Annotated in this window: 13 protein-coding genes and 3 pseudogenes; 9 read left to right on the top strand and 7 right to left on the bottom strand. The window is 58.3% G+C overall.

The window, feature by feature from the left end; translation table 11 throughout:
• Window positions 1-421: 421 nt before the first annotated feature.
• The 6 genes and pseudogenes from ABIB91_RS37005 (at window position 422) to ABIB91_RS36980 (ending at window position 4,729) form a co-directional block, all read left to right on the top strand.
• Window positions 422-736 (top strand): hypothetical protein, encoded by a 315-nt coding sequence (locus ABIB91_RS37005; RefSeq protein WP_354171730.1) that lies wholly within the window; start codon window positions 422-424, stop codon window positions 734-736.
• Window positions 733-1,464: a hypothetical protein gene (locus ABIB91_RS37000; RefSeq protein ID WP_354171732.1), complete on the top strand. Its 732-nt coding sequence runs from the start codon at window positions 733-735 to the stop codon at window positions 1,462-1,464. Before ABIB91_RS37005 ends, ABIB91_RS37000 begins: the two co-directional genes overlap by 4 nt.
• Before the next feature lie 166 nt (window positions 1,465-1,630).
• Window positions 1,631-2,437, top strand: a complete 807-nt coding sequence (locus ABIB91_RS36995) for a hypothetical protein (RefSeq protein ID WP_354171734.1) — start codon at window positions 1,631-1,633, stop codon at window positions 2,435-2,437.
• Window positions 2,438-2,555: 118 nt separating this feature from the next.
• Window positions 2,556-2,738, top strand: coding sequence for a hypothetical protein (locus ABIB91_RS36990; RefSeq protein WP_354171736.1), 183 nt, complete (start codon window positions 2,556-2,558; stop codon window positions 2,736-2,738).
• A gap of 237 nt (window positions 2,739-2,975) precedes the next feature.
• Window positions 2,976-3,862 (top strand): annotated as a pseudogene (locus ABIB91_RS36985) (hypothetical protein).
• A gap of 282 nt (window positions 3,863-4,144) precedes the next feature.
• Window positions 4,145-4,729, top strand: a complete 585-nt coding sequence (locus tag ABIB91_RS36980; RefSeq protein WP_354171738.1) for an AbiU2 domain-containing protein — start codon at window positions 4,145-4,147, stop codon at window positions 4,727-4,729.
• A gap of 539 nt (window positions 4,730-5,268) precedes the next feature.
• On the opposite strand, the pseudogene ABIB91_RS36975 reads toward ABIB91_RS36980, so the two are convergent.
• A pseudogene (locus tag ABIB91_RS36975) lies at window positions 5,269-6,349 on the bottom strand (IS5 family transposase).
• A 1,023-nt stretch (window positions 6,350-7,372) separates the two neighbouring features.
• Here ABIB91_RS36975 and ABIB91_RS36970 point away from each other — a divergent pair.
• Window positions 7,373-7,557, top strand: a pseudogene (locus ABIB91_RS36970) (hypothetical protein).
• A 364-nt stretch (window positions 7,558-7,921) separates the two neighbouring features.
• Here ABIB91_RS36970 and ABIB91_RS36965 read toward each other — a convergent pair.
• The 3 genes from ABIB91_RS36965 to ABIB91_RS36955 all read right to left on the bottom strand — a co-directional run bounded on the left by ABIB91_RS36965 (window position 7,922) and on the right by ABIB91_RS36955 (window position 10,913).
• Window positions 7,922-8,125, bottom strand: coding sequence for a cold-shock protein (locus ABIB91_RS36965; RefSeq protein WP_280096675.1), 204 nt, complete (start codon window positions 8,123-8,125; stop codon window positions 7,922-7,924).
• Between the two features lie 852 nt (window positions 8,126-8,977).
• Window positions 8,978-9,157, bottom strand: a complete 180-nt coding sequence (locus ABIB91_RS36960) for a hypothetical protein (protein WP_354128251.1) — start codon at window positions 9,155-9,157, stop codon at window positions 8,978-8,980.
• Between the two features lie 670 nt (window positions 9,158-9,827).
• Window positions 9,828-10,913, bottom strand: a complete 1,086-nt coding sequence (locus ABIB91_RS36955) for an IS3 family transposase (protein WP_354171741.1) — start codon at window positions 10,911-10,913, stop codon at window positions 9,828-9,830.
• 95 nt (window positions 10,914-11,008) lie between these two features.
• Here ABIB91_RS36955 and ABIB91_RS36950 point away from each other — a divergent pair, with 95 nt between their 5' ends.
• Window positions 11,009-11,221 carry a hypothetical protein gene (locus ABIB91_RS36950; RefSeq protein ID WP_280097061.1) on the top strand — a complete coding sequence of 71 codons (213 nt, stop codon included), beginning with the start codon at window positions 11,009-11,011 and terminating at the stop codon, window positions 11,219-11,221.
• 390 nt (window positions 11,222-11,611) lie between these two features.
• Here the strand turns inward: ABIB91_RS36950 and ABIB91_RS36945 are convergent, their stop codons facing one another.
• Window positions 11,612-12,643, bottom strand: coding sequence for an IS110 family RNA-guided transposase (locus ABIB91_RS36945; protein WP_354171743.1), 1,032 nt, complete (start codon window positions 12,641-12,643; stop codon window positions 11,612-11,614).
• A gap of 671 nt (window positions 12,644-13,314) precedes the next feature.
• Between ABIB91_RS36945 and ABIB91_RS36940 the strand changes: the two genes are divergently transcribed.
• Window positions 13,315-14,271, top strand: coding sequence for a tetratricopeptide repeat protein (locus ABIB91_RS36940; protein WP_354171745.1), 957 nt, complete (start codon window positions 13,315-13,317; stop codon window positions 14,269-14,271).
• Window positions 14,272-14,275: 4 nt separating this feature from the next.
• Here ABIB91_RS36940 and ABIB91_RS36935 read toward each other — a convergent pair whose 3' ends face one another.
• Complete coding sequence (locus tag ABIB91_RS36935; RefSeq protein WP_279682370.1) at window positions 14,276-14,530, bottom strand: hypothetical protein; 255 nt, start codon at window positions 14,528-14,530, stop codon at window positions 14,276-14,278.
• A gap of 377 nt (window positions 14,531-14,907) precedes the next feature.
• Window positions 14,908-15,744 carry a site-specific integrase gene (locus ABIB91_RS36930; RefSeq protein WP_354171747.1) on the bottom strand — a complete coding sequence of 279 codons (837 nt, stop codon included), beginning with the start codon at window positions 15,742-15,744 and terminating at the stop codon, window positions 14,908-14,910.
• Window positions 15,745-15,925: the final 181 nt, after the last annotated feature.

Genomic DNA, 15,925 nt, shown 5'->3' with positions numbered 1-15,925 from the left:
CTCGTGCTTCAGATTGATGATCTGGTCCAGCCGCGCCCGGAACAGATCGTTCGATCCCGTCGTCTTGTGCTTCTTCGGCCGCATCGTTCCCTCCGCTGAACCACAGAATCATGGTCCGCAGGGAAAGGGAATCCAAAAGCGAAATTGCAGGGTTTGGCGGCTTCAACCTCCCATTCCCTGCAATCTCAAACCGCCTCGAATCCGAAAAAGAGACTCCTGCTCAATCGCTTAGAACCTTGTTCACGGACGACAACTTAGTCGGCCGCCGAGAGCAACTGTCGATTGCCGATCGCCACAGGTTCTCGCGTCGTAACGCCCTGTCGCTAGGGGCCGCCGCTCAGTTCTTCGCCCTACCCGCTTGCTTTCAAATTTGGGCTATCCGCACTACGGCGTTTTTCGGGCGGCGGGGCGGTTTGGACGGATGCAGACCAAAACGTCGATTGATCGCGAGCTCGACATTGCAATCCGAATAGCCGAAAGATCATTAGATTCGCAAATCTGTTTTGAGCTCGCGAGCATGGTCATGCCCAAAAGGACATACCAACCCAACTATTCGCCCCCGATCGACCCGCGCGATCAAGAGATCAAGGCATTACAACGCGAGCTGTCCGACCTTCGCCATGACCTGATCCGACTGCAACCTCAAGACATCGCGGGCCTGCTGACCAGCTACTATGGCTGCACGATGCGGGCCGAGTGGGAGAGAAATGGAAGCGCGAGACCGCCGAAGCCGTGATCCAGCGCGCCAAGGTCGATCCGCCACTAGCCTCATATCCCGGCATCGAAGAGCGCGCGGTATGCCCGTTATGCGGGGATGGCACGAACGCATTCGGCTCGCGCGGCGGATTCGCCTATCCACGCGGGCTGGAACGTCACCTGACGGGTACGGCAATATGCACCAATGCACGGGTGCTCGGCATGGCATTCAAGCTCTCGGCCGACTACTTGAACGAGACGTCGCTCGCCACCGACCGCACCGAGAAGGAGCGGGACGAGGAGCGGCGGCAGTCGGAACTGATGGTGAGACATGCGGCGCAGGCGCCTCCGGCCTTTCTGTACCAGACCGAGTGGCGCGGCCCGGCGCGAGGCGAGGCAACGATGGGTGAGGCTGAGCAGCGGCTGCGCGATCTCGGCTTCGAGATCATGGTCGAGGGCAATGTTCGGACCTACAGATTCGTCCAGCATGACTGGCTCGTGCTTGCCGATCCGCGCGTCACCAACAAGATCGAATTCGAGGTGACGAGCCTCAGCAAACCGAAGAAAAAGCCACGGCATTGGCGCGCCAATACCTTCTACATGCTCGACAGCTACGCGCTCGATATCCCGGGCAAACTCCGAAAGAGGCTCCAGGAGGCCATCGAAAGCTTCGGTGACGCGGCGAAGTCACTGTCCCGTCAAGGCCTCGCAGGTCGAGCAAGGATTCTATTATGCGAAGACTGGTACGCCGGGCTGGGCCGCGCCTGATTGTGCCCCGGCACGGCGACGCAATCGTCTATGCCGACTTCACCGGCTTGAACCAATGCTGGGCCTCGATCATCGCCCGATGGGCAGGTGCGAAACACACCCAGATCGAGGCAGCAAGGTTGTTTCCGAAAGAGGTGGCCGACATCGCGAGGCACGAGGAAGCGCGATGAAACTCGACCGCAACACCCGGATCGGAGGGCAGCCGGCCAAGCTCGTCCGCGACCTGCTGGCCGATGCCACGAACTCCGATGGCTTCTATACCGATCTGGTCGACGAGCACCTCTTCAGAACATGGTGGCGCGCAACCATCGATGAGCTGATCGAAACCGGCAAGCTCGACGGATCGAATCGCGGCCACGTCCTGCGCCTTTGGACGACCGCACGCAAGCGCGACAAGATCTTCGGAGTGCGCCTGCCCAAAATGCCGGATTTTACTGTTCAGGCGCACGGCCTGATCGAAGCGTTGCTTGCGCACGAGCTGATCTGCGAAGAAGGTCGGCAAAGCGACGGCCGCATGGTCTATCGGGTCACCGACGAGGGCCACGCGACCGGGATGAAGTCCCTGGTTCCCCGCATGAACCGCGCTGCCGCTGAGGCTCTGCTCGAAGAGGTCCTGGCGCGCGTTGAACGGATCAACCGCGACGGCGAGCTCCTCCACTATGTTACAGAGGTGCGCGTGTTCGGGTCCTATCTCACCCACGGCGATGATCTCGGCGACCTGGACGTCGCCATCAAGATGGAACGCAGGCGAATCGCGGGCGAGTGGGTGAAGGCCGCCCAGGCTCTCGCCGACAAGAGCGGCAGGACATTGAGCTTCTTTCACAGGCTGACTTTTCCGGAGACGGAAGTCAGGCGCAGGATTAAGCGCCGTTTGTCGCGGATCTCGCTGCACGACACGAGCGAACTTGACGAGAACCCGCAGATGGGCGGCAAGACCGTCTACACGTTCACACCACCTGCGAATCAGCCTTAAGATCGCTGAACCTGTGCCAATCGCTTCGCGGCCTCAAGCGTACGAAGACCTTCACGCGCGAACAAGCTCTGGTCTCCTGCGCTTGATAGCCTTCTTCGGCGCAGGAGAGATGTCTTCCATGGATTTGATTATTTCCGGCGCACGCCTCGGAGCCGAGAGCAGTCACATTGTGGTCTTTTTCCGCGACGCGAGGTTGATGCTCCCCGGAAGCCTGGAGCATGCCGCCGCCAAACAGACGCTCCGGTCCAACAAATGCGCCAGAGCCGGCCGTCGCCCCAGCGACCATGACCCCGAGGCGTGACCGTCGAGGACCAGGACCGTGCCGGCGGCTCTCGCCGATCCACCCTTTGAGGCTCTTTCGTGATAGGAGGCAGCAGGACGAGACTGAAACAGACGTATCTTTTTGCCGTTGATCCGGCATTGAGACGGGGCCACAACGGCCGCAGTCAGCGATCGATTTCCACCTCTGTCCAGTTCGATGACGCCGTTCCGCCCGAATGACCGAACGGACCTGAAGCCTTGGGAATGGCCGGCCAGAATGTCGACCTATTATACAGACCGTGAATACGGCGCGCGCGCTCCCGCCATTGACACGATCAACGAGCGGCTCTGGGCGGGCCTGTTCAGCCTGATCCAGACCCGGATCGGAGATGGCTCGTTTGGATTCCGCTTCCCGGAGCAGTGTCCCGACGGGAACGGCCCTTGCGGTTGCGACGAGCAGTCGTTCCGTCGCGTCCTGTTGGCCGAGGTGCCATGGATCGAGTGGCCGTTCTCGGCGACCGAAGTGCCGGACACGCCCGTCATTCTCGATCTGCTCGAATTCTGCGCCAGGTCCGTCGGCGAACCGGTTCAAGGCGCCTATCACTCGTTTTTCCGGCACTACCATCTGAGCTGGGACCGCGAACCGGGTTTGGTGCGCTTCGTGGATGACGTGAACATGTTGTTCCGCCGCAACGCGCTCGCATTCGAGCTCACGCGCGCGGGCGAGCTGCGCCGCCTCCTCCCCTCCCCGCCCCGCTCGCCGAGGCAATCGGCTGGGCGCTGTTTCAGACCGGCGATGGCGAGACCGATCGCCTGCTCGAAGGCGCCCGCCGGCGCATTTTGTCGCCCAAGCTGGAGGATCGCCAGGACGCGCTGGAAAAGCTCTGGGACGCATTCGAGCGGCTGAAGACGCTTGAGCCGGGCGCCAACAAGCGGGTTCAGGCCGACGCACTGCTGGACCGCGTCGCCCTGCCCGGATCGGGATTCCGGCAGGCGTTGGCTCGCGAGGCGGCCGAACTGACGATGGTCGGCAACAGCTTTCGCATCCGCCATTCGGAAACGACCCAGGAAGCTCTCACATCGTCCGACCAGATCGACTATCTCTTCGCGCGAATGTTTGCTTTCGTGCGAATCCTTCTGAAGGCAACCGGCCGTGGCGGATAGGAAGCCGCCCGCCGTTGCGACATCGACCGTGACCCCTGGTACGGCGACTCCGATCAGGAAATCGTCGGTCTATGGACGAGCTTTCGGGGATTAGAATTCGTGCTCATGATATCCGCTCCAGTCGTTTCCAAGAGCCCGATTCTAGGTGAATGGCTATACAGACCAGGACGCATCGGAGTAACCACAGGAGGCATTCGTAACCTGATCGAAATGAGTTGGGCCGACCATCGCAAGAATCTGTCCATCAACGCCCGCTTTGATCGATCACTTGTGAAATAGGCCATGAAAACAGGCACAGCGCAGCATCAACTATCGATTGAACAGCGGCTCGATCGCCTTGGCCAGCATGTCGTGAGAGCGCGGCTGTTTCTGGATCTCTGGTCCTACTTCGAACTGGATGACACCAGAAAGCACATCATTGACACCATGCGGGACTACAATGAGTTTTTCCGGTTCACTCCGCACGCATATCTTCTCACCTACTGCATCTACATCGCAGGAGCCTTCGAAAAGAGGCGCGACACGACAAACTTTGGAGCTTTGATCCGAGCCATGACCAGCGCGGGTCATCTGCAGGGCTTGCAAGAAGAGGAGGTCGCGGCGCTCATGCTGACCGCCAAATCTGCAGCCGGGAAAGTGGCCATTCTACGCAACAACGCGTTCGCCCATCGAACCAGCGCCGTTTCTTACAATGATGTTTTCGATCTAGCAAAGGTGTCTCCCGCCGAGTTGCGCGAGCTGACGGATATCGCCCTAAACCTGTTCAATGCAATGGCTGCGATCCGAGGAGTCACCAAACAGCATTTCACCGAGTTACCTACTAGGGACGCGAAGAGCATGATGGCGACGCTGGCCAACAACAGCTAGGAAGTGAGGAACCGCATCACAACACCACCGGCTGTTCAGGATTCTGCCGCCCCGACTCTATGCCGCGCGATCTCAGCACCGGAGGCATCAACCACGATTACGACCGTGCCCGCATCACGGTCATAATCGCGATCGCTGGCGATATCCCGAGCGACACGAGCGCCGTATTGGATAGCTACTTCAGCAGAGCGAAATAGATCCCTACATCGTCCGCCTGTGTCTCGCCGTTGTGGAAAATCGGGAAGTAGTAACGTCGCATAGCCGCGGCTCTCGTCCTTTAACCCGCGATCATGCCCACATGTCGGGACGGCCCGCACCTGTCAAAAACGACAGGGGTTCGTCGAACAGCGCCATTGACCAGGGATGCCCGACCGGCCGGCAGAGCCGAGGGGAAGCAATACACAACTAAAGCCCTAGCAGTTTGCTGAAAAACCTTGAAATGGAGAGTTTTCTTATTCTGTCCGGTCGTTGCTGGGGCGACGCGGCGGAGTTGGATGTAATTTCTAGCCTGGCGTTGGGTGCACCCTGACGCGGGGTGGCTAAGCGGCAAGCAGTTTTGGAATGCGGATCAGATTATAGGCGATCAGATTGAGCAGGAAGTCGGCGGCGACGCGAGCGATGCCACGATGTTTGGTCTTGCGCATGGTGCCATGCTGCTTGCCCCATCCGAAAATGCACTCGACCATCGCCCGACGCGATTGCGACATGCCGTACCCCGGATGCCGCGTGGTTCGTTCGTCGATGGCGCTGTTGCGGTTCTTTTTGGTGACGGCCTGGTTCTGTGTCACATGCGGCGTCACGCCGATGGCGCGAAGATTGGCGACATGATCGGCCGTATCGTACGCCTTGTCCTCACCGGCCGTGATGCGGCTGCCTGCGGCTTTGCGTCTCGCCTTCAGCATGGTCTCCGAAGCCCGGCGTTCGGCGGTGCCATTGGCATGCGTGACCCTGCCGGCCACCGCCAGCCCATGCCGGTTCTCCATGGTGGCGTGGCCCATATAGCAAAGCTTGGCCTCCCGTCCGGCCGCCTTGCGATAAAGCCTGCTGTCCGGATCACTGGTACTCGCAATGGGTGTCGTTCTTGCGCTTATGGCCGTGGAAGTTGGCGCCATCATCATCGTCGCCGCGGCCGTCCTTGGGACGAAAACTCTTCTGCGAAGCCCAGGCTTCGATCAGCGTTCCATCCACCGAAAAATGCTCGTCCGACAATAGTGGTTTGACCTGCGAATGGTTCAGAAGCCTGGTCATGAACTTCGTGAACACATCGCCGTTCTGCAGCCGCTCCCGGTTCTTGGTGAAGGTGGTCGGGTCCCACACCGGATCGTCCGGCGACAGTCCTACGAACCAGCGGTACAAGAGATTGTAGTCCAGTTGCTCCATCAACTGGCGTTCCGACCGAATGCCGTAGAATACCTGCAGCAGCAAGGCGCTCAGCAATTGCTCCGGCGGGATCGAAGGACGCCCCTCGCCGGCGTAGAGCCTTCCAAGGCTGCGGTTCAAATCACTCAAAACATCCCGGACAAGTTCCCGGACCTTCCGCAGCGAATGGTTCGCTGGCACACGCTTATCCGGCGCGATGTACGAAAACAGGCCGCCCTGATCCGTAAACCTGCCGCGCATGATCGCCTCCGCCGAATCGAGATGATAAGTGAATCATCAAGCCTCCTCCGTGGCGAGGGGTTCTTCAGCAGACTGCTAGAAGCTTTGCTGCACTGCGCTCCCTTGAAGCGAGCGAAATCACCCGTGAGGCAGTGCACTAGGCGATAACTTACAGTCGAAGAACAACAGGACGACGATCCTCGCTTGCATTGCCGCGCCGCTCATGTTTCGTGGCGTGGCAATGAAAAAACACAAAAACGCTGATCTACTGAACCAAGCGCATCGACTTCTGGATTACCGTGATCGCGGCGAGCGTAGCGTGGGGCTACTTCTACGAAGGGTTCATGGGCAACTGAGTGACCCGAGGCGACGTAGCCTTGAAGGGACTGCGCTTGCGTTGTCCCTGATGGAATGGACGAGATAGCGGAGAATTGCCTAAACTGACGCGATGCACCGCGAAATCAAAGAGATGCTGATCGGTTCAGGCATCATAATCCTACTCGGCATCGGCATCATCGCATGGCCGCCCCTCGGTCTATTCGTTGACCGCTACTTTTTCTCGTATCTGAGGCTGGCGCTGCAGTGGATACCCTTCATCTCTTGAAGGAAATCGGCACCCGCCCTGAGACAGTTTCAGACTCTCCTCCCCGCGTCCAAGGTAGTCGATGCCCGAAATCCATTGAGTAAGAAAACGTCGCCGAAAGGCTCAAGGTCGTGCGAAAAGCCGTTGCCGGGACGCGGACGGCGTTTTGTAAGCGGATCGGGATTGAAGTGCAGCGCTGGAACAATTTCGAACGGGCATGCCTTTGTCAAAGAGCGTCGGCATTTTGCTGGTGCAAAAGATTCCTGGCCTTATGGGTTGCCGCTCCAACTTCGCCATGAGTTGGACTCCACAAGGCCGCAGCTACAACCCTGAACATGCCCGTCACTCCTGCAGGGTTCACGGCGCGCTTAAATATCGTCGCGCGTGGTGGGATAAGTGCGCTGCTTGCGAACTGCCCACTATGTTGTTAGACCGCGCCCTCAAAATTGAAGGAGCGCCGCTTGCCTAAGAAGAAACAAGTAGTTCGTCGCGAGTGGACCAGGTCCGACGTCAAGGAACTCAAGGCGCACTCAAAGGCACGAACGCCTGTCGTGAAAATAGCCAAGCCAAGATGACCAAGCGAACCGAGGGCTCGCTACGTCAGAAGGCGCTGTACTTGGGAATTGGTCTGGGCCATCAGCGGTGATTGAAAGCTCGCCGGCTCACACCTAACCGACCTGCCGAATTTCGATACTGGTTTGACATCAATCTGACACGCTCGGGTGCAGATTATTCGTCTTGCGATGCGCCGGTGAATCTCGCGGCCTCGTGCTAGAGGTTGAGGGCTCGCTATCGTCAGCCCCGGCGGGCCCTCCCTCAGTCAGCAAGACTGACGTTTAAGTTTTCCATAAGTGTGACATCGACGACATTGCGCCCCCGCACTGTCGCTGTAGGCTTGTCTTGCCGGGGCTGGAATAATATTTCACGTCTTCATTTTACCCGGCTGGCCGCAGTGGTTCGCCGCTGCGGCCTTTTCGTGTGGCGCCTATCTTCACGACGCGTTGGAGGGCTCACCCCATCCGTAGATTTTCAGCCGAGTCTTTTCCGCGGTTGTTCACGACATCGAAGCTAACCTTAGCTCCCTCTGCCAAGGAGGTGTAACCAGCCTTCTCAACCGCTGAGATATGGACGAAGACGTCCTTGCCGCCGTTGTCAGATTGAATGAACCCGTAACCCTTCGTCGGGTTGAACCACTTCACCGTCCCCATAGCCACTTAACTTCTCCATTTTTCAAAACGAAAACTAGTATCGGAATTCGACAAACGCAAGGCTCGTGCGGACGCGCTTTCGCGCAATGGGTTGGATAGCCGATGGTCCTCCCCCCTTCACAACACCCGCCATCTTCGCGCCCTTGACTGCAGCCGCAACCCGCGGTGACGCCCTCCTGCTGGGGGACACAGTGGTAACACTGCCATCCGGCGTGCGCCTGTACGACTGCCCAACCTGTAAGCGTTGTTTCGAGATGCCCGTTTGTCCTAAGGCAGCAAGACTGGCGTATTGAGTCCGCTATTTACCGGATACTGCTCGCGCTTTTTGCTCTGACGCTATCCTGATAGTGCTTTTTTTTGTGCTGGGGAGGACATTTCATGCGAGGCTCTCGCGCAATCCTTTACGCCGAACGACTTCGCGAACTCACTTTTCAGCTCTCAGAGTTGGAAGATCTTGGTTGAAGAAGCAGAGCGCCGCGCCCGCGGTGGGCCCCCACTACGCTTGACACGTCTTGGTTCCGAGGGATGGTGGGCTTCATCTTAAAGCCCGTCCAGCCGCTGACTTGACGAAGAGATCGATCCGGCCGCAGCCCATCCAACTGAAGGGCCTTTCCCCAATGGACGAATTCGCGGTGCTTCTCGCCGAGCTGGACCCGGTGCAAGGCAGAATTCCGGCACCTGCAGAACGAACTGAATCTCGCGACTGGCGCCGGGCCGACCGATATAGCAGCGGTTCGAGATGCGGCACGCCGGATGAGCGGCATCGCAGCCCGTCTTGAGGCTGTGACGCGCGCGTCTCGAAAAGTACGGCCAGCGGAGTACATTGAGCACTCCGCTCGTTTCTCCTGAGGGAGTGAACTACTGGCTCTGAGATTTCGGTTGTCGCCGGGTCTGGCGGTCGATGCGCCTCAGCTCTGCCTTAAGCCGCTCGATCTTGAGCCTCGCTCGGCGGGTGGATGTGCGCTTCGTTTCGATCAGGCCGGCAAGGCGCTCGATCATGTTGAGCTGCTCCAGCAGCATTCGGTTGGCGTCTGTCATGCGAGCTCACATTGTCGGACGCGTGGGCGCGGTGGTCAACTACCTCAGGCCGCCTGCATTTCCCTGGATAGAGCGGCCCCTGCCTAGAAGAGAGCGGCCGATATTTCCGAGGGGAACGCCCTACAAAAAGGGCCGAAATCGAACCCAGCGGAAAATGTAAGCAATTTCACAAAAGTGCACAGAAAGTTGGGCTAGCATCCGATACGCTCCTTCGTTTCACCGCCTAGTGCGGATGCGTATGCCGTTTTTTGCTAGGCGTTTTCTGTGGCTTTGTGTTGGAGGCATTGATGAAGAGCTCTCCCGTGCTTTTTGCCCAACGGTTGAACGAACTCAATTCTCAGCTCTCAGAATTGGAAGAACTTCGAGCTCGGATCAAAGAAGCGGAACGGCGCGCCTGCGGTGCACCGACACTACGTTCGACGTCAAACAATCCGAAGTCTCGCGAAAATCGATATCTGTCCTGACATTCGTAACCAGGCGCGAGCCGCTTTATGCGACGGACTTCCTGAAGGGCGCGACCGGCGCCCTGATGGAGTAGACGGATTAACCTATGCAGTTGCTCACCGTGACCTGAGCCCCAAGTTTCATCCAGCGGTGGGTAGAGTCCGGGAGACATTGAAGTGCTCCCCAAAACTAGGCCAGCTGATGCTGGAATTTGCCGGGGTTATGCTCATGCCGGCGGGGGCGCCGATGAGCCATTCAACAGCGATATCGGCGCCTTGTTGCCGATCGCGCTATGGGGCCGGATTTCGTTGTAGTCTCTACGCCAATCCTCCATTTTCTGCCGCGCGTCGTCAAGGCTCAGGAACCAGTGCGTGTTCAGGCATTCGGTTCTGAACTTGCCGTTGAAGGATTCGATGAAGCTATTGTCCGTCGGCTTGCCGGGACGTGAGAAGTCGAGCACAACGCCTCTTTGATAAGCCCAGATGTCGAGATCGCGGGAGATGAACTCCGATCCCTGATCCACACGAATGCTCTTCGGGTAACCGACGGTTTTGCAGATGCGCTCCAGAGTCAGCACAACGTCCTCGCCTCGATAGCTGAACCGCGGATCGACCGCCGGCGAGAAGCGGCTGAAGATGTCGACAATCGTCAGCACGCGGAGTTTGCGGCCGGTGGCCAGCTGGTCGTGAACGAAGTCCATGGCCCAGGTCTCGTTGATCTGTTTGGCATCGGTTCGATCTTCTCGCAGCTTGGCCTTGACGCGGCGCTTGGGCGTTTTGTTGCGTAATTGCAGGCTCAATTCCCGGTACAGGCGATAGACCCGTTTGACGTTAACGGCCCAGCCCTCCCGTTGCAGCAGCACATGAATGCGCCGATAGCCGTATCTCACGCGCGTCGCGCAGATGTCCTTGATCCGGTGTTTGAGAGCGGCCTGGTCGCCGCGCTTCGACTTGTAGACGTAAAGAGCGCGATCAACCCGAAGCGTGGAGCAGGCCCGCCTGACTGACACCTTCCAGTCACTTCGCACCTTGTCGACAAGCTCGCGCTTGCGGCCAGGCCTCAGAGCTTTTTTGACAGCACATCCTGAAGCATGGCCTTGTCCAACGACAGGTCGGCGACAATCCGCATCAGCTTCCCGTTGACGCAGCCGCTTCATCTCCGAGGGGATCAAGCCTGCATACTTCTTCCGCCAGTTGTAGAAGGTTGCCTCGCTGATCCCGGCCTTGCGGCAGACCTCGGCCACCGCCGAGCCGTCTTCAGCCTGCTTCAGCACGAATGCAATCTGCGCCTCTGAAAACTTCGATGCCTTCATGGAATTATCCTCTCCCCCTCAGGGGATCATAAGTGGAAAATTCCAGTTCAAACTGGCCTATTTGGCGGGGGCACGTCAAACCTCACGAGCGGCTGGTGACCTACATGGCGCACCGCAATCCTGGCCGCACCTCCATGAACGTGATCGGCCGAGAGTTCAGCTTGAAGCCGCAGCAGCGCAAGGACCTGCAAAAGTTGCTTCGTGACGAGAACCACGGGACCACGCTGGCCCTGCGATCAATTGGGGTGACGTATGGCTCGGAAGGTAAAGGGAGGGGAGCGAAGAGCTTCCTCCTAAAGGCCGCCTGATCAGCACTGGCCGCACCAAGGTTTTCATTCGGAGCCTCAGGTGCGGCCTTCTGTGTATCGTGGCACGTCCGCTTCGAACGCAAGGGCGTGCCTAGGAGCGGGTTGGTCGAGGATGCGGCTATGGGCCATGTGTGGACGGCTCCAGGTTGGCAAGAAGAATCTTCACGTCGCAGAATTGGTCGGAGCAGCCATGTGTTCGGCCTTCTTGTGCGGTACTCATGACCGCTGGCCATAATGCCCTCCGCGGATCAGGTTTCGATCAATACCTCGCATTCGACGATGCTATGGCCCATGTGGGTTGTCCTGATCGCCGGATCGACCGGCACTGCATTACGTGCTGTTCGCCTTCCCAACCGTTACGTCACGCCGGGCTTTCCCGTGTGATCTCATTCACGCCGCGAGAGCGGCGGGTTGCTTGTAGCGTTCGTTCCGGGCCATCATCACCCAAGCCATCCGGGCGAGTTTGTTGGCGAGTGCGATAGCGGCAACCTTGGTGGGGCGCCGGGCCAACAATCGAGTGAGCCAGGGCCGATGATCGGTGCCATGGATCTTGGCATAGCGGATGACGGCGAGCGCGCCAGCCGTGAACAGGCTGCGCAAATAGCGATCGCCTTGCTTGCTGATACTGCCAAGCTTGTCCTTGCCCCCGCTCGAGTTCTGCTTCGGCACGAGTCCTACCCAGGCCGAGAAGTCCCGTCCCGATCGGAAAGCCTTGGGATCCGCAATGCTGGCGACCAAGGCTGTTGCCAACGCCGGCCCGACGCCGGGGATCGCGTCCAGCCGTTTGCTCGTCGCGCTTGATCGATGCCAGGCGACGATGCGTCGGTCGAACTCCAGGATTTGAGCCTTCAATGCCCGCAACTGATTGCCGAGAGCAGCAAGACACGCTCGGGCGACCTCGGGGAGCCGGTGGTCGGCTGTATCGGCGACGACTTCCAGCAGTTGCTCGACACCCCTGCGCCCGACAGGGGCGACAATCCCGAGCTCGGCGAGATAGGCGCGGATTGAGTTGATCACGGCCGTCTGCTGGCGGATGAAGAGATGGCGCGCCCGGTGAAGCATCAGACAGCTCTGTTGCTCGACCGTCTTGGTCGGCACGAACCGCATATTGGGTCGCGTGACCGCCTCACAAATCGCCTCCGCGTCGGTGCTGTCGTTCTTCTGCCGCTTGACGTAGGGCTTCACATCGGCCGGAGGCATCAATCGCACCGTATGCCCCAACCCCTGCAGCTCGCGGGACCAATGGTGCGATGATGCGCAAGCTTCGATCCCCACCAGGCATGGCGGCAGCTTCTGGAAAAACGCCAGGACGTACCGGCGCCGCAACTGACGGCGTACGACCACCTGGCCGGCTGCATCAACGCCATGCACTTGAAAGACCGACTTCGCGATATCCAGGCCGACTGTCGAAATTGACTGCATAGGCTGCTCCTCCGAATCGTGGGAGCCTCAGACCGCGCCCACTCCTTGGCACTTTCGTGCCGGTGGAGGAGCCGTCCACAGCATCAATACCGGCTCTGCGGCTCTAGAATGTTTGTGCCTCTAGGATCACAGTCGGCGATTTCTCCGCTATACTTGGTTTTCCGGAGCGGCGGGGGGGGTGCGTCATGGCGATTCCTCGGAATTATTTCCTGTATTTCACGGTTATCGTTCTCTCATGGCTCTTACACGCTAATGCCGAGACGCAGGCACAAGAGAGTTGTGCGAACCTCCAACATCAGCTTGGTGTCCTAAGGTCCTCTGGTGGCGCGGGCTCGCAGTGGGACTCATTCATTCAACAGCGGATGCAACAGCTCGGTTGCTTAGGAGGGCAGCAGAAGCGCTCTGCTCCGCAAATTCCGGCCGGCAGCATGCAGTGCGGTAATGGATACTGCCAACCCGGCACTAAATGTGGAAGCGGCGGAGTGTGCATTCCGCAAGAGGCAGCGGACTGTGGTCAGAGCAGACATTGCCCAGCAGAGACAAAATGTGCAAGCGGAGACAAATGCGTGCCACTGAATGCGATAGACTGCGGCGATGGCAGATCGTGCTCGGCAGGGCAGAAATGTTCGGCTGGCGGAGGCTGCATCCCAGGAGAAGCGGTGGATTGCGGATTGGGTAAATACTGCATTCCAGGAAGAGTTTGCGTCATCTCGAAACAGTGCAGCATTCTATCTTACTTTGCGAGTCGGAAAGATTCGCAGGGCGAAAGCGATTGGATGGAATGTGCCGGCGGTGACGCAACTCGTAGCATCGGCGCATGCACTAGGCTGCTGGATAATCCGAGCCAGAGCAACACCATCAAAGTCGAGACTTACTCCAAGCGAGCCCTCTCGTATGAAAAGATAAACGACTTTGATCGCGCCATCGCAGACTTCGGAATGGCGATCCTCCTAGACCCGTCAGGAAACCTATATAGAAATCGAGCTTTTGCTTTCGTAAAAAAAGGAGACTTTGACGGTGCCATCGCAAGCCTCGATGAAGCGATCAGCGTCAATAGAAGAGACGGAAGCTCATACGCGGCGCGCGGGACTATATATCAACAAAGGGCAGCTACACCGAAACGACATTGGACCGATCTTGCGCGTGCAAAAGCCGCTTACAAAATGGCGTTGCGGTTAACAATCGAGACAGACGGAGAGCTAGAGCTTAGGAAACTTGCACTCGATAACTATACCAAGATTTCCGCGGAAGAAGGCTTAAGCGACTACATCGCAAGTTGGTTAGTTGATGAACCGATGTATTTGCTCCTTGCGGCAATCAGTTGCATTCTGATTGCTAGCACTATCTACGGCTTGTTTGCGTTTTACTCGAACCCATCACGTCCAACTCTGGTCGACCAAGCGACTGTCCCCTCGGGACGCACACCGGATCTGGCTGCCGCGTCTACTGATGGTTTGCTGTCGGACAACCTCGAACTGTCATCTGTGGATTACAGCACTGTAATGGCGCCGCACGACTGGATACACCACTCGCCCAAACACGAGGATCCCAAAAGCGAGCCAAAAGAGCGCAAACCTACGGAGAAGGTTTCTCAACGTTCGCCGTTCGATCGAGGCTATAGAAATTGAGTCCCTATTGTGAGCGATTTTTCAGATAGTAGGTGTTAGCTGCAATTTCAGCTAAGCACATCGAAATATTCACCAGCAACGCTGAAATGCAGAACCCTACGGAGCCGCTAAATATGAAACCAACTAGCGCCCATCTGCTGCCGGCAACCATCGCAAGAGGAATAGCGCCTAGGAGACCAAACGCAAAAGTGACTCCAACAACAAACAGCATTTCTAACACGCCGATCACGCTGAGAATGAATCGTCGAAAGGCGTTCATCTTTGCCTCCAATGCAATTGACCATCCGCATGGGAAGATTAGTGCAGAACGAGCGCTTGCACTACTGTGGTGTTGAAGCTCCTCACGGCCGTGGCGGCAGTCCTCTCCCCTTCAAGGTACATCGGTGGGGGACGTCCATCAGGACACGATCCTGCGTTGAATATGGCGTTAAGAGCCAAGGCCGCGGTGCGTGCAGTGTAAAGGCGACCACGCCAACAAAGGGTAATGAACTCGGGGCCTGTATTGAATGAGCCTCACCCGAGGGAAGCAACGGCAGCATTGGGTCAAACTGCGACCTGCCAAACTGCTCCGGGCTCGTCCGCTCCGACTGCATTACCCGACGCGGTTCTCGCGCGCACTAGAGCGACCTTGCGTCCTCATCGGGTTACCTTGGCACCGCGCGTGCGCTTAACAAGCCCTGACGTGCGGACACGCGACAAGTCCAGACCAGGATATGAGACGTCATCCACTGCTCGCTTAAGGGTTTGGGCACCCCAACGCCGCAGCATTTCTTTGGGACCATAGGTTCGGCCAACCGATTTGCCACTGCTCCGTCCTGTCAGAGCATCCCGCAATTCTTCATCGGGCGTGGTGCGCCGGAGTGCGTCCTGAAAGCCATGGCGGAAGCTGTGGTACACTTTGTTGCGGTCATTGATGCCGACGTGGTTGCGTAGATAGCGGCCCCACCATTTGGACCAAGCACTAAGAGTGCCTTTCTGATCAGGAGCAACCGTAGGGAATAGCCAAGCCCGCTCACCCTCTGTGCGCCGTGTGGCCACGTACTCAAGAAAACCCAATTCTGCGAGCTGGGGATGCACGGGGACAACGCGCTCCGATGTCTTCGTCTTGAGCCGCCGTCCTGCCTTGGTGTCCCGCATGAACCACATGAGCGGAACGCCTGTTTCCTCATCTTCGCGAACGTCGGACACACGCAGGCCCGCGTATTCCGCTTGGCGCGCCCCCACGAACAGCGCGAGCAGTGGCAACCATGTTCCGGCCTCGCCCTTGGCGCCCATGGGAAGCTTGTGCTCGGTGAACAGAGGAGCATTGAAGATTGTCTGCAGGTCGCGGGCATCGAATGGCGCACGCTCGGATTGCTCCTCGGCCAGCCGCATTTCGCTGTACGGGTCAGACCACGGGACATCCTCGGGCACTAAGCCGTGGTGATGACCCCACCCGGCAATAGCTTGCACCGCTCCCAGTTGCTTGTTCACGGTGCCCGGAGAAACCTTTGCGACGGATGACCATCATAAACCTCGTGACCCTGTCTGTATTGCACTCCACGATACTATTCGCGCCGAGTGAGCTCTGTATCCGGTGATATAGACTGGCGATTCGGGTGGCCTTCGGCAGGCGATACCGGACCCCGTGCCAGAAGAATTTTTCTACGACCCG

It is taken from the genome of Bradyrhizobium sp. JR4.3 (assembly GCF_040547695.1).
In the GTDB taxonomy this organism is placed as follows: domain Bacteria; phylum Pseudomonadota; class Alphaproteobacteria; order Rhizobiales; family Xanthobacteraceae; genus Bradyrhizobium; species Bradyrhizobium canariense.
The sequence above is the reverse complement of the archived record's forward strand: the minus strand, read 5'-3'. Positions and strand labels throughout refer to the sequence as shown.